At 26.4% G+C, this 14,603-nt stretch carries 12 protein-coding genes; 3 read left to right on the top strand and 9 right to left on the bottom strand.

The window, feature by feature from the left end:
- Positions 1 to 274: 274 nt before the first annotated feature.
- Both NG918_RS12795 and NG918_RS12790 read right to left on the bottom strand, forming a co-directional pair.
- Positions 275 to 922, bottom strand: a complete 648-nt coding sequence (locus NG918_RS12795) for a ferredoxin-like domain-containing protein (protein WP_252226493.1) — start codon at positions 920 to 922, stop codon at positions 275 to 277.
- Between the two features lie 107 nt (positions 923 to 1,029).
- Entirely contained in the window at positions 1,030 to 1,209 is a 180-nt protein-coding gene (locus NG918_RS12790) for a DUF1858 domain-containing protein (protein WP_252226491.1), read from the bottom strand.
- 387 nt (positions 1,210 to 1,596) lie between these two features.
- On the opposite strand from NG918_RS12790, the gene NG918_RS12785 reads away from it, so the two are divergent.
- The 3 genes from NG918_RS12785 to NG918_RS12775 all read left to right on the top strand — a co-directional run bounded on the left by NG918_RS12785 (position 1,597) and on the right by NG918_RS12775 (position 3,778).
- Positions 1,597 to 1,743, top strand: a complete 147-nt coding sequence (locus tag NG918_RS12785) for a hypothetical protein (protein WP_252214204.1) — start codon at positions 1,597 to 1,599, stop codon at positions 1,741 to 1,743.
- 374 nt (positions 1,744 to 2,117) lie between these two features.
- Positions 2,118 to 3,455 (top strand): MATE family efflux transporter, encoded by a 1,338-nt coding sequence (locus NG918_RS12780; RefSeq protein WP_252226489.1) that lies wholly within the window; start codon positions 2,118 to 2,120, stop codon positions 3,453 to 3,455.
- 113 nt (positions 3,456 to 3,568) lie between these two features.
- A complete protein-coding gene (locus NG918_RS12775; RefSeq protein ID WP_252214208.1) occupies positions 3,569 to 3,778 on the top strand; it encodes a cold-shock protein in 210 nt (69 codons plus the stop codon).
- A gap of 194 nt (positions 3,779 to 3,972) precedes the next feature.
- Here NG918_RS12775 and NG918_RS12770 read toward each other — a convergent pair whose 3' ends face one another.
- The 7 genes from NG918_RS12770 to NG918_RS12740 all read right to left on the bottom strand — a co-directional run bounded on the left by NG918_RS12770 (position 3,973) and on the right by NG918_RS12740 (position 14,544).
- The gene (locus NG918_RS12770) at positions 3,973 to 5,442 is read right to left on the bottom strand and encodes an MFS transporter (protein ID WP_252214210.1); all 1,470 of its coding nucleotides are present in this window, start codon (positions 5,440 to 5,442) and stop codon (positions 3,973 to 3,975) included.
- A 312-nt stretch (positions 5,443 to 5,754) separates the two neighbouring features.
- The gene (locus NG918_RS12765; protein ID WP_252226488.1) at positions 5,755 to 7,578 is read right to left on the bottom strand and encodes an urease accessory protein UreH domain-containing protein; all 1,824 of its coding nucleotides are present in this window, start codon (positions 7,576 to 7,578) and stop codon (positions 5,755 to 5,757) included.
- Between the two features lie 200 nt (positions 7,579 to 7,778).
- Positions 7,779 to 9,161 carry a sensor histidine kinase gene (locus tag NG918_RS12760; RefSeq protein WP_252214214.1) on the bottom strand — a complete coding sequence of 461 codons (1,383 nt, stop codon included), beginning with the start codon at positions 9,159 to 9,161 and terminating at the stop codon, positions 7,779 to 7,781.
- Complete coding sequence (locus NG918_RS12755) at positions 9,158 to 9,841, bottom strand: response regulator transcription factor (protein ID WP_252214216.1); 684 nt, start codon at positions 9,839 to 9,841, stop codon at positions 9,158 to 9,160. Before NG918_RS12755 ends, NG918_RS12760 begins: the two co-directional genes overlap by 4 nt.
- 350 nt (positions 9,842 to 10,191) lie before the next feature.
- The gene (locus tag NG918_RS12750) at positions 10,192 to 12,498 is read right to left on the bottom strand and encodes a glycoside hydrolase (protein WP_252214218.1); all 2,307 of its coding nucleotides are present in this window, start codon (positions 12,496 to 12,498) and stop codon (positions 10,192 to 10,194) included.
- A 35-nt stretch (positions 12,499 to 12,533) separates the two neighbouring features.
- Positions 12,534 to 13,907 (bottom strand): sensor histidine kinase, encoded by a 1,374-nt coding sequence (locus NG918_RS12745; protein ID WP_252214219.1) that lies wholly within the window; start codon positions 13,905 to 13,907, stop codon positions 12,534 to 12,536.
- Positions 13,897 to 14,544, bottom strand: a complete 648-nt coding sequence (locus tag NG918_RS12740; protein ID WP_252226485.1) for a response regulator transcription factor — start codon at positions 14,542 to 14,544, stop codon at positions 13,897 to 13,899. Before NG918_RS12740 ends, NG918_RS12745 begins: the two co-directional genes overlap by 11 nt.
- Positions 14,545 to 14,603 lie beyond the last annotated feature (59 nt).

Below are 14,603 nucleotides of genomic sequence, written 5' to 3'. Positions count from 1 at the left end.
ATTAAATTAAATCATAAAACAATTTATTTATAATATTTTTTGTAAATTAATTTTATTAATTATAAAATTCACTATATATTATCATTAACTTTTTAATAGTTTTTATTTGTAGTAATTTTTAACATCAATTAACAATTAAGATAAATATTCAATATTATTTGCATAATGTACTATAAATCTTCCTTATTACCTTGAACTATGTGGCCTAAAATTTTTGCATCAAAAAAAGATATACAATTATAAAAATTGCATATCTTTGAATAATAAATTAAATTTAAATATTAACTTCTTCTTTAAACTTTTCTAGTCCTATTCTTTCTATAAAGAATCCCAGCTTTTCTCCTGCTTCTGCATTTTCCTTATAATAATCAAATATGTTATCTACTATTTTTAATGCTTCTTCTTCACTCACATCTTTTACAATAACATCTGCAATTCTTGGATTATACCCTGCTGATCCACCTGCACATACTATAAATCCAGTTTTGTCTGCAATTACCCCAACATCTTTGCTATACACACTTCCACAAGCATTCCTACATCCTGCAACTCCAATTTTAGTTCTACAAGGCATTTCCATCCAAGTATACTTTTTAGAAAGTTTCATTCCTATTCCAATAGTATTATATTTTTCTCTTTTACAAAAACCAGCAGGACACATCTCAACATTTTTAACAGAATTAGCGCTTTTTACAGCAGGTTCCATGCCAAGTTCTTCCCATATCTTAGGTAAATCTTCTTTTTCTAAATTTGTTATTAATATTCTTTGTCCTGATGTTATTTTTAATACACCTCTATATTTTTTAGCTACATCTATTATTTTTTGCATAGTTTCTATAGTTACAAATCCACCTGGTATATGTGGAGTTATACTGTATGTTCTCTTTCCATTTCTTATTTTTTGAAGGTTCCCATAATCCATACTCTCACTCCTTACTTTCCCATATCTAATTTAGTTATATTATTTGCTACACTATATCTTTAAAACATATTCCTATAAACATAATAGGTATAATGATATATTTAATATTAATTAAGTGCTTTTAGCAAATCTTCAAGATTTAATCCATGAACATTAGCTGCATCTTCAAGGCTTTCTGATTGTGCTGATGGACATCCAATACATCCCATTCCAAAACTCATTAAAATTTCTGGTGCATTTTCTTTTATTCTTATTATTTCTCCTATTGTCATATCTTTAGTTATCATAATTTTTCTCCTCTTCATATTAAATTTATGTGATTTGTTTTTATTTTTAATTCGTATATTCTTATTTATATTTTGCAATACATTAATATCTAATACTCTTAATTTAAAATACAATACATTTTTAAATATTCTATATTTTACTTCGTAGCATTTAAATTACTTATTCTATGTAAATAATTATATAATAAAGTCTATATAAATTAAGTAACATATGTTACACAATATTTTATATTTGAGCTTTTTTTACTTTACTCTTCTTAAGTCTTTTAACTCAAATTAGTCCATATTAACACTTATAAAACGTATAATTTTAATAATTATGGATAAGCTAATATCGTAACATTTTTCTATAAAATATTATGAGCAAATTATAGAAGGAGGATTTATATGAAAAAGAAAACTCTTTACTCAAACAACAACATTGCTAATTCTGATCCTGCATCATCTAAATATGCTAAAAATGTAGATAATAAAAGTCATGAAGAAAGTCCTTATGGTGATAATGAACCCTCCCCTCGTACAACTTACAAATAAATTTTATACAAATTTTTAATCACTAATTTTACTGGCTTTTCGTTTGATATCTAGAGATATATTTATAAGTTTAAGATTTTTCATAGGATAATTTAATATCCTGTGAAAAATCTCTTTTCTAAATTTGCATGATAAACTTAAAATCCTCCTAAATCCATCTAATATATATCTTTTCTATTTATAAAGATATAAAAATAAAATTAATCCTGATCTATTGAAAAATATCCCAACCTGTACTATACTAAAAACAATTAATTATATTGTTTGATTTTTGCCGCCGGGTAAAAATGCTTTTACAAACATTCGTATTTCATACCATTAGGCCATTGAAGGTATGAAAATTCGAATGTTTTTTTATTTGGAGGGGTTAATTTATGAAAAAAAATTTTTTATATTTAAAATTTATGAAATTTATAACTTTAAATGTTCTTGGAATGATCGGTCTTTCTTGCTATATACTTGCTGATACCTATTTTATTTCAAATGGACTTGGTACAAATGGACTAGCAGCCCTTAATCTTGCTATTTCTGTATACAGCTTTATTCACGCTACTGGACTAATGATAGGTATTGGTGGTGCTACAAAATTTACAATACTAAAGACTCAAAGTGAACATAGCAAAGCAAATGAAGTTTTTACTCATTGTATAATCTTAGGTATTGTTATTGGAATTATTTTTGCCCTTACTGGGATCTTAGGTTCTGAATCCTTAAGTAAATTTCTAGGTGCAAATAAAGAAACATTTGCTATGACAAACACTTACCTGAAAACTATATTTTTGTTTTCACCATGTTTTATTTTGAATAATGTTTTAATTGCTTTTATACGTAATGATAATTCCCCAAAACTTGCAATGGGAGGAATGATCCTTGGAAGCCTTTCTAATATTATTCTTGATTATATTTTTATATTCCCACTAAACTTAGGAATGTTCGGAGCAGCCTTTGCAACAGGACTTGCTCCAATAATTAGTATAGTATTATTATCATTACATTTTGTTAAAAATAAAAATAATTTTTCCATTAAAAAATGTAAATTTGATTTAACAATATTTAAAAATATCATTAATCTTGGACTTTCTTCATTTGTAACAGAGATATCCTCTGGAATTGTGCTTATAACATTTAATATTGTCATTTTAAATATTGCAGGTAATATAGGTGTTGCAGCTTATGGAATTATAGCCAATTTAGCTCTTGTAGCAATAGGTATATTTACTGGAATAGCTCAAGGAGTGCAACCTCTTATTAGTAATAGCTATGGTAACAAAAATTTTCTACAGCTAAAACAACTATTAAAATATTCAATTACTTTATCACTTATAATTTCAGTGATAATTTATTTTACAATCAATCTATTTTCAAATGAATTAATTTCACTTTTTAATAGTGAAAATAACTCTCTATTAAAGACTTATGCAACAACAGGACTTTCACTATATTTTATTGGATTTATCTTTGTTGGAATTAATATTGTTATAATTTCATTTTTAAATTCTATTGAAAGTTCTAAAGTAGCATTTATTATCTCCTTAATAAGAGGCTTTATTGCTATTATTCCACTAGTGCTTATACTATCATCATTTTTGGGCTTAACTGGTGTATGGCTTGTATTTCCAAGTGTTGAAGCTGTAACTACTTTAATAGCTATAATTTTATTAAGACATTCAGGCATAACAATTGCTCAAAATAACGAAGTAACTGATATTTAGCAAATTCTTGATACTTTCCAAATGGACAAACTATTTCTATATATAAAATAATAAAAATAAATTTTAAGCAAATACTAATATTGAAAACTTTATTTAAGAAGGAGAGATAGTTTATGGCTAGTAGAACAGGCACAGTTAAATGGTTCAATGCTGAAAAAGGATATGGTTTTATTTCATGTGATGAGGGAGATGACGTTTTTGCACATCACTCACAAATTAAAGAAAATGGTCCTGAGAAAGACCTACATGAGGGTGAAAGTGTAACTTTTGATATACAAGATGGTGAAAAAGGTCCCATGGCAACAAATATACAAAAATTATAAATTACTTTAAGACTTGGCTCTGTTTTTGTAGAATGTTGATATATCTATAAGGGTAGATAGCTCTGTAAATAATTTTGTGTAAACTCAAAAAATGAACTCCTTCTTGGTAATAATTATGATAACAAATCATTACAAGAAGGAGTTTTTATGAGATATAATCTTCGTCAACCAATTACATAATCATTTGATGATACCTATATAGACTGTTCAGTAATTTTAGATTCATTACTTTTTTGAATATTCCTTATCTGCAATTTATCAATTAAAGATATTATAAATCCAATAATGCATCCTATTGCTGCAAGAAAATATACCCATCTCATGCCATATATAAATACATCTCCTCTGCCTTCAACATAACCCAATACTCTATATCCTATTTTATAACTCATTCTGTTATACAATACAGTAGTTGAAAATGAAACTCCGAAAACAAATCCTAAATTTCTAATAAGAGCATTTATTCCACCAGCTATTCCCAGTTTACTTTTTTCAACTGAAGACATTACTAAAGTATTATTAGGAGATTGGAAAATTCCATTACCTAAAGCTACTATAGATATAACACTAATAATTATTAGAAATGATGATTGCTCGTTTAAAGTTGTCATAGCAAATAAACCTATAGAACTTATAATAAGACCACTTAAAGTAAGTATCTTACTTCCTATTTTATCTGCTAAATATCCACTTAATGGAGCTATAACAGTTAAAACAATAGGATAACCCATCATAATAAACCCTGTTGTGCCTGGCGATAATTCCAATACATCTTGAAGGTAAAAAGGTTGTATTATATTTATACAACTAATTCCTACAAATGATAAAAAAGCACAAAATACATTGATAGAAAAAACTCTATTTTTAAATATTGATAAATCTACAAGTGGATCTTCTATTCTTAATTCTAATATAATAAATATAATAAAACTAACTAAAGCTATTATAAATGATAGAATTACTGTTATATGATTATAGCCAATCTTTTGTCCTGTAAGTAGTCCCTCAAATAATGAAACTATGCATATAAGAAAAAGTAAGGCTCCCTTATAATCTAAAGTTTGCTTTGTATTTATGTTTATTTTATCCTTAGGTAAATATTTCATTGCTGCTATAAAAGCTAATGTTCCTATTGGAACATTTATTAAAAATATGTACTCCCAGCTTACTATCGATATTATTAATCCTCCTAAAGGTGGTCCAAGTAAAGTTCCAAGTGCTACAAAGGTTCCAGAGATTCCAAGTGCTCTTCCTCTTTCATTCTTTGGAAACGTATGTGTTATAATTCCTTGACTTGTGGACATAGTCATAGCTGCACCTATTCCTTGAACAATTCTTGAAAATGTTAAAAAATTAAGCGTAGTTGATATTCCGCATAATAAAGAACCTAAAACAAATATTATAAATCCATATTTAAATACACTTGTTTTTCCTTTTATATCCCCTAATCTTCCAAATATAAGTATAGTTGCAGAAATCACTATAAGATATGTTGTAACCACTTGCTGTATACCAGCCATAGATGTTGAAAGATCCTTTGCCATAACAGGTAGTGCTACATTTATTATGCTACTATCAAGACATGCCATAAATGGTGACATAACTACTATGGCAAGGATTATCCAATTATTTTTGCTTATATTACTTTTTTCAGTTTTAGTCATACTTAATTTGTATCCCCTTCCTCATTTTATTCTTTAGTTTATTTAATACATACCATAAAGATATTATTTCCACTAAAAATTATAACATAAGACATATGAAAAAAAATAGTAGCTCAAAGCCAATGACACTTTAATATCATTAGCTTAATTGTAATTCTTTGATAATATTATTTATTTAATCAATTTATTTAATTTATATTAAAAATTCATTTAAATAGTAATTACGTTTTAATGTATAGATTTCTTTATATATCTTTTTACAGTACACTCAACACTTATATATGAGTAGGATTATTATTATCACCAATTAACTTATTCGTTTATATATTTACCACGAACTTCTTTTAAATTAACATTTTCTAATGAATCAGTTACTTCAATTGCAACTTCTGCTATATTATCTTTGAAAATAACATAAGTTCCTATTTTGTCTATCTTAAATTCAACATTTACAATATCTTTTTTGCCTATAAATGAAGTTACCTGCTCACCACTATCTACATTTAATATTATAAAATTACCATTGGGATTATCAAATGAGTTAAGATCTATAGATAGTTTTGTTTTTATTCCATTTTGTAATACTATTGCAAGTGGTTCAAAGTCATAACCTGTTCCCTTAATATTTAGACTTTGTATATCTCCTGAAATATTAGCTTTTTTAATTAATCTATCAGTAGAAATTTTGCTTAAATCATCACCATATATACTTGTTTTTTGTCGAGCTGTAGACTCTGTTGTTCCACCAGTACAGCAACTCATTCCACTACTTGGAGCTGGAACTGATGAATCTTTCTTAGAAGTGTCTACAGAATCAAGATTATCTGTTACTTTTATTACCCCTCTAATCATTCCCATCCAGCAGCTAAAGTTTATGTCACCATCATTTGGAGTAAATTCTATTATATTTTCACCAGACTTTAAAGTTTTTTGTATATTTAAAGATGGAACTACTATTGCATTATTACAAGAATTTATTTGACTTCCTGTAATAATCCATTTAACAGGTATACCTCTTTGAACATAAAAGGCATTAGGAGTATAACCACTATTATCAGCTGTCATCCTAATTACTTGAACTCCATTTTCAATGGTTGCTTTGCCTATATTAGATTGTGATGCTCTAACTTCAGTTCCTGAAAAATTTTGTGCTAATGTGTTAACATTAGGCATTCCAACACCTGCAAGTGCTAACCCTCTGTTCCCCATTATTAATCCAAGTATTACCACTAAAATTCCACTAAACTTTAAAAGTTGTTTTGTATAACCCTTACTTAAGAAACCTGATATAGCTCCAAATGCTAGCATCAAAGGAACTGTTCCTAAAGAAAACAAAAACATTGATATAGCTCCAGTTATAGCACTGCCAGTACCTAATGCATAAAGCTGCATTGTTTGAAGTGGTCCACAAGGCATTAATCCATTTAACATACCAACTAAAAATGATAATTTAGATTTATTTTTTATATTGCATGAAGACCATGGCAATTTAATATTAAATTTTCTAAATAAAGAGAAACCAGTCATATTTAATCCCATTATTACCATAAATAATCCTGCAAATATTTGAAGTCCAGCTTTTACATTAAGTGATAAGGATAATACAGAACCTAAAGCCCCTACAATACCACCTATGATGGTATATGATGTTACTCTTCCCGCATTATATAGAATTGAAGGCATTAAAATTTTAAATTTATTCTGCTTTTCATTTACAATACTATTTTTAGATAAGCTTTGTGTAAGCATTATACCCCCGCACATACCAACACAATGGATAGAAGTAAGCATGCCGACAATAAATAATACTACATAAGATGCATTGTTTAGCTTAGCACTCATATCAAAGCCGGTTGTTGAATTACCAAGGAGTAAAACAGCTGCAGCTACAACTAAAAAACCTGTAATTTTAATAGTGCTTGAATTTTTAGTACTATACCCTGCTTTATTAATAGCTTCATTTAATTGTTCTTTAGTACAAAGTACGTTATCATATTCAACAATTACTTGCTGAGAACTATAACTAGCCATTACATTTACAACGCCATCAACCTTCTTTAATGCTTTTTCTATTCTACTTTCACATGAAGTACATGTCATATTATAAACTTTAATTATTTCTCTTTTAATAGTCATACTATCTCACCTCTTATATAATTTTTATTTCACCAATATGTTTTAATTAAAATTCCATCTTATGAAATGAATTATAATAAAAAGTTATGAAGATTTTATGTTTATATTAAAAATAGCACAGATTTTTTCTGTGCTATTTTTGATAACTACTAAAATAAAATTTATATTTTTCTACTGATATTATACTATTTTATAATTTACTATGTGATTTCATTATTTTTCTTTATACATACTATAAATTTAGTTCCTATATTTTCTTTACTTTCTACATCAATAGTTGCAGCATGCAATGTTAGTATTTTCTTTACAATCGTAAGACCAACTCCGTTACCTTCAATTTTGTGTCTACTCTTATCTCCACGATACATCCTTTCAAAAACATATGGCAAGTCTTCTTTTTTAATACCAATACCATTGTCCTTAATTTCAATTCTAACAAAATTTATATCACTATTAACATTAACCCATACAGTTCCATTTACATAATTAAATTTAATTGCATTAGAAATAAGATTTATAAATACTTGTTTTAATTTATCATAATCACCTAATACTATAAGATTTTTGCTTTCATCTTCATTTATAAGTAATTCTATATTTTTTTTTGTTGCTGCAATTGAAAAGTCGTCTATTACTGTTAAAAGTAGTTGCTCTATATTAACTAAACCTAAATTGAGTGCTATTTCATCAGATTCAATTTGTTTTAGTTCATTTAAGTTATTTAAAAGCTTACCAAATCTCACTACTTCATCATTTAAGTTAATGAGCTTATCAATAGTTATAGGTATAATGCCATCTATCATTGCTTCTAAATTATTCTGAAGTACATTTAAAGGAGTTCTTATTTCATGAGATATATCTGCAATAAGCCTCTTTCTTAGTAAATCTTGACTATTTAACTTATCACCTAAAGAATTTATGCTCTCAGTTAAGTTTCTAATTTCTTCAATGCTACTTTTTATATTTGATTTTGAGTTATAATTTCCTTTTGATAAACTTACAGAAGTTTTTGCAACTGATTTTATAGGTTCAGAAAATTGCTTTGATAAAATTAAACTTATAACTGCTACTATTACTAAAGTTAATATACCACTAAATACAATCCCCTTATTAATCTGTCCCTTAAAACTTAGATCTTCTTGAGAAAGTAAAACAGGTGAGTATTGACCAACTATAATATATCCCACTGTTTTTTCATTAACATTTATATCAAAAGTGTTAGAAGTATAAATTCCTGTTTCTTCTTTACCGTTTATTGTCATATGATTTTTATATTGTATATCCTCATGATTCATCTGCCAAACAACTTTTTTATTTTCATCTAAAAGAGTTAAACAATAATTACTCATATATGCTTCGTGCATCATTTCTTCCCCTGAAGTTTTATTCCAATTACCATCACTTCTATAAACTTGTTGAAAATATTCTACCAATCTTGTGTTTCTTTTAGTTTGTATATCCTTCATGTATTTATTAAAAGTGTTTGTTATTGTCATATTTATAATTAAAGCTGATAAAAGTACTGAAACTATGGAACAAAAAATTAAAATAAAACTTAAGCGTTCTCTAACATTTTGTTTCATATTTCATCACCAAACTTATAACCAATTTTGGTAACAGTAATTATGTATCTTGGAGATTTACTGTCTTCTTCAATCTTTTTACGTAGATTCTTAATGTGTACATCAATAATTCTATCTGAGCCATCAAAATCAATACCGAATACTCTTTCTATTATAGCTTCTCTTGAAAATACTTTTCCTTTGTTTGAAGCTAAAACATATAATATATCAAACTCATTTGGAGTTAAACTTACTTCTTGCATATTTAATTTAACTACTCTTTTTTCATTATCTATTGTTAATTTACCATCATCAAGAAAAAGAATATTATCATTACTTTCACCAATTCTTCTAAACAAAGCATTTACACGTGCAGTAAGTTCTCTTGGACTCAATGGTTTTGTTAAATACTCATCTGCACCAATATTTAACCCCTCAATTTTATCACTTAATGTACTCTTAGCAGTTAACATAAAAATATATACATCTGATATTCTTCTAAGTATTTTACAAACTTCCTCTCCATCTATATCTGGTAGCATTAAATCTAAAATAACAAGATCAATTTTTTCTTTTCTAAAAATTTCAATTCCATCTAGTCCATTTTCTGTAGAATACACTCCATATCCTTCTTTTTCTAGGTATGCCTTTAAAACTTCTGATACACTTTTTTCATCTTCAATTATTAAAATGTTATTCATTACTATCACTCCATAAAGTTTTTATTAATATTACATTATCATAAACTTATAAATTTTATATGTAAATGATATATATTACATATAAATTCCTTTGCCAATGAATAACTCAATTGTTTGAGTATCAAATACATTCACCTCTTTAACGATTTTCCTATATTAAGCTACAATACTTTACTCTATAATATATGTAAATACATTTAAGATCTTATTAGCAGTTATAGTTCTTAGGTAAATAGAAAAATACCTGTAGAACAATAGAGTAAAAAGGAGCTACTTATGCTTAATAAAATTAAACATAAATAACCCCTCTAAAATAATAATATTACTTAATTAAATATTTGAGCTTTATATTATTCACCTTGCGGTGTATATATAACTTTATCATTACCATCTATTATTATAAGAGATTTTGCTGGTATTTTTTCTCCTTCAGCATTTACTTCATTATTTGAGAAATTACACACTACTTTTATACCATCTTCATATTGAGTCATTTGAACCAATTTATCATCTGATAATATTTTGTAATCAGTCATTTCTTTATTTATTACTTTTTTACTAAAATCTGACCAAACTTTGCTATGTTTAATTATTATTTCTTTGTGCTCTACCCATTCATTTTTATCTAAATGATATAATGGTGGTACATTATAAAGGACTTCATATAACATTCTATTTTCTATCTCATCTTTTATTTTTAGTGTTCCCCATCCCCACCAATGTGTTGTTATAACTGAATCATTATAAACTAATTTATATAATGGAATAGTATAAGTTGTATCTAAAAATATTTTTTTATATTTGTCCTTTAATGGAATTTGTTTTGAGAACATTTCTGGTACGCCATTAGTATTGGAATAATATCTGCCAACATAATATTCACTATCTTTATTTTTATTCATATCCTTATCCATCCAAGAAAATGATGGTGTTTCTATTCCCTGTGCAAAAGCTATATTTTTGCTTGCAAAATCATTTCCACCTTCAGTACCAACTACCATGTTGTACTCTTTTTGAAGATAATCCATTCTTTCAAGTCTTGCTTTTATATCTTCTTCTTCAGTTGTAATATGATTTGATGAATAATCATCAAAAATTTCTCCAGTTCCATCTGTATCTAGGAACCATGAATTAAATTGTAATCCTGTATTTAAAATTGATGTTACTCTTTCCTTTACACTAGGCATTGCTAAAGTTGGATTTAACTTTCTTCCTACACCTTGGAATCCTTCAATTTTCTTTCCATCCTTTTTGGCTACAGTAGCTTCCTCAAAAAGAGATTTATCATTAAATTTAGCTGTTATCCATTGTTCTTCCCCTGGTTTGTGAATTGAATGATATGAGTCATAAGTTCCTATTAAATATCCTGCTTTATTTGCACTTTCCACAAGTTCAGGCTTTATAAAACCTTCTTGCCAATCATCTAGTCCAAGCCACATATTATCTAACCCTGAATTTTTCATATCTTCTATTACATCAACAGTGTTAGCATCAGACCATTTTTCAATAGGTACTAAATCATCTGATAGTACACTTTTTAACAATCTTTTATTTAAATTTATAAGTTCTACTGAATTTAAGTTATCAATACCTTTGTCTACTAAAACTTTGCTTTCATTATCTAAATTAGTGAAAATTTCAGAATTATAGAACTCTTTTAATTGCAATATTTCATTAAAACCTTTAAGCATTCTATTTTTAGTATACTTATCTGTATAATCTAACTTTTGAAATTCATCAAAAGCTGTTGCAAGCTCACCCCCATCTAAAACTTTTGTATTCAATAAATTTTGTATCCAAAGTTTTATATTTTGAGGCATATTTTCTCTTAATCTATTCCACTTAATATTTTCTTCTGATATAACATTTCTGTCCCAAAAATACGCATGTGGTGCTCCATATAGTTTTTCAATATTTTTATTTTCTTTAGCTTTCTCTTCTAATGTTTTAAAGTTATCATTTTCAATTAAATAATTTTTATATGTTTTAGCGATATCTACAGGACTATTTTTAGTTAAGTAGACTCTAAAACCATATTCTTTATTTTTATTTATAGATGGGTATTCATGATTAAATGTAAACTTTATATTTTCTTTAGTATCAAAAGTAATATTGTTGTTATATGGATTTTTAATTATATATAATAACGAATAATCTTTCTTACTTGCTGCAAAAAACTGCATTGAAAAAGATTCTATAACTTTCATTTCAGATTCATTTAAATACTCTTTCCAAACTAAATCATTGCTTGGAATATACTTACCCTGATTTAGTGGAAGCATATAGCTTTCTCCGCTTACATTAGGCCAAGAAAATTTATTCTCCTCATCTTTAGTAGATTTTATAGAAATATCTAAGTAATTATTTTGTTTTTTAACATCAACATTTAAATTTTTCTCATCGTATTTCCATGACACTTCATCACCATTATTTTTCAGATCAGATACCTTCATATTTTCTAATGGTTCTGAAACTATTTCATTCACTCCATTTGATTCAACTTCAACCTTAAATGTTTCTGGATCTACTTTAAAAGTAAAATCTAAATCTTCTACCTTTGAATAAAGCTTATTATTAATTTTATCTTTGTTTATGCATCCCATTAAAACTGTTGTAGCGCATGATACCGCTAGTATTAAAGATATTACTCTTTTCATTATTATCACCTCTTAAACAAAATAGCTTAAGAATGTTACATGAATGTTACATAAAACTCAATACTATCACCTTTTAAATTAAATCCAAAATCAAAGTTATATTTTTCTAATATACTTTTTATTATTGATAAACCTAACCCTGTTCCCGATATGTTTTTATTCCTTGATTTTTCTAATACACAGAAAGGTTGCCATATTTCATTTAAATTATATTTTTCTCTGTCTTCTATACCATTTGATATGAAAAATTCTACTTTCCCTAAAGTTTCTAATAATTTTATTTCAATACTATTATTGCTAGTATATTTTATAGCATTAGTAATAAAATTATTTAATACTACCTCAATATCTTCTTCATCAGCATATATGATATATTCTTTCTTTTCATCAAAATTTAAATATAGTTTTATATCACTTTCTTTAAGAATAAGCTGATATTTTTTTATTATATCTTTAATATTTTTTCCTATGTCAAAAGTTGAATTATTCCTTAGTTTATTTTCTAATTTTGCCCAAAATAATAATTTTTCTATTAAATAATCCATTTCATCAATTTGCTCTTGTATTGTATTTATATATGTACCGTCATCTAATCCATCTTCTAATCCCTGACTGTATACTTTAATCAAAGCTAAAGGTGTTTTTAATTCATGAGATATATCTGAAATTAATTCCTTCAATCTTTTATTTTTTATATTAATTTCACTATGAGCTTTCTCTAGACTTTCACTCATGCTATTTATACTTATTGCAAGTTCTTCTATTTCATCATTAGTATGTATTTCTTCTTTTCTAAAATTCAACTCAGAAATATCCCTAGATAATTTTTTAAGATGCTCTAATGGATTTATTATTTTTTTTGATATTATGGCGCATAATATAATAATTATAATTATAGATAACATATTTAAGTATATGTTGAATTTATTTACACTGCTTATAGTCTCATCAATATAAGGGATGGATAATCCTATTGCAAATATATATGAATCTTTCTTTACAAATTTTGTTAACATCCTATATTTAGGTACGCCTTGATCATATATCTTATTAATGCTTCTATTATTTATATTATTTAGTGTTTCTTCAGTAACCCAAAATTTATTTAATTTAACCTTCTTTAAATTAAAATTTGAAATTAAATTTTCATTTATATTATTCAAATTATCATTTAAGTCTCCATATACGATGACAACACTGTTTTCTTGTTCTATTTTAGGTATATCATCAATTAGTACATCTATGTCTTCTGTTAATATTTGATTTTCTACACTATTTAAAATTTTACGTTTTTCAAATATATAATATTTTCCCACAAAGAATAAGTTTATTAATATAGAAATTATTAAAACTATAATCACAACTGAAGCTATGCTAACAGTAAGCTTTCTGCTTATCTTAATTTTCATCAACCTCCAAACTATAACCTATTCCTCTATATGTTTTTATATTATCTTCTCCTATTTTTGCCCTTAATCGCCTTATATGAGTATCCACTGTTCTATAATCTCCAATATAATCAATTCCCCACACTAAATCTATAAGTTTATCTCTCGATAAGATAATACCTTTATTTTTCATAAAAACTAAAAGAAGATCATATTCTATTTTAGTTAGTTTTAAAATTTCATCATTTTTATATACTTTTTGTTCATTAATATTTAATTTAATACCATTAACTATCATTTTTTCATTAAAATTCACAAGTTTTTTAGCTCTTAATAAAAGTATTCTTGGATCAAATGGTTTTTTTACATATTCATCTGCCCCACAATTTAATGCTTCTATTTCATCATCATTTTGAGATTTTGCAGTTAATATTAGTACCTTTGCAGTACTGTTTTCCTTTATATATCTGCAAGCTTCTATTCCACTAATTTTAGGCATCATCCAATCTAACACTGCTATATCTATCTTATTTAAATGAAATATTTCTAATGCCATTTCACCATCTTCTGCCACAAAAGTATTAAATCCTTCTCTTTTAAAATAAGCTTCTAGTATTTTAAGCATCTGCTTTTTATCATCTGCAATCAATATATTCAATCTATACCGCTCCTTTTTTGTGCATCATATACATTAATTATATCCTATTAAATAAAGAA

This window comes from Clostridium sp. ZBS2, from assembly GCF_023845855.1.
Lineage (GTDB): Bacteria > Bacillota > Clostridia > Clostridiales > Clostridiaceae > Clostridium > Clostridium aquiflavi.
The sequence above is the reverse complement of the archived record's forward strand: the minus strand, read 5'-3'. Positions and strand labels throughout refer to the sequence as shown.

Bases quoted from the DNA above. Each gene is read 5' to 3' on its own strand.
- NG918_RS12775 (WP_252214208.1), top strand. From the start codon at position 3,569: ATGGCTAGTAGAACAGGCACAGTTAAATGGTTCAATGCTGAAAAAGGA.
- NG918_RS12770 (WP_252214210.1), bottom strand. From the start codon at position 5,442: ATGACTAAAACTGAAAAAAGTAATATAAGCAAAAATAATTGGATAATC.
- NG918_RS12765 (WP_252226488.1), bottom strand. From the start codon at position 7,578: ATGACTATTAAAAGAGAAATAATTAAAGTTTATAATATGACATGTACT.
- NG918_RS12795 (WP_252226493.1), bottom strand. From the start codon at position 922: ATGGATTATGGGAACCTTCAAAAAATAAGAAATGGAAAGAGAACATAC.
- NG918_RS12760 (WP_252214214.1), bottom strand. From the start codon at position 9,161: ATGAAACAAAATGTTAGAGAACGCTTAAGTTTTATTTTAATTTTTTGT.
- NG918_RS12790 (WP_252226491.1), bottom strand. From the start codon at position 1,209: ATGATAACTAAAGATATGACAATAGGAGAAATAATAAGAATAAAAGAA.
- NG918_RS12785 (WP_252214204.1), top strand. From the start codon at position 1,597: ATGAAAAAGAAAACTCTTTACTCAAACAACAACATTGCTAATTCTGAT.
- NG918_RS12755 (WP_252214216.1), bottom strand. From the start codon at position 9,841: ATGAATAACATTTTAATAATTGAAGATGAAAAAAGTGTATCAGAAGTT.
- NG918_RS12750 (WP_252214218.1), bottom strand. From the start codon at position 12,498: ATGAAAAGAGTAATATCTTTAATACTAGCGGTATCATGCGCTACAACA.
- NG918_RS12780 (WP_252226489.1), top strand. From the start codon at position 2,118: ATGAAAAAAAATTTTTTATATTTAAAATTTATGAAATTTATAACTTTA.
- NG918_RS12745 (WP_252214219.1), bottom strand. From the start codon at position 13,907: ATGAAAATTAAGATAAGCAGAAAGCTTACTGTTAGCATAGCTTCAGTT.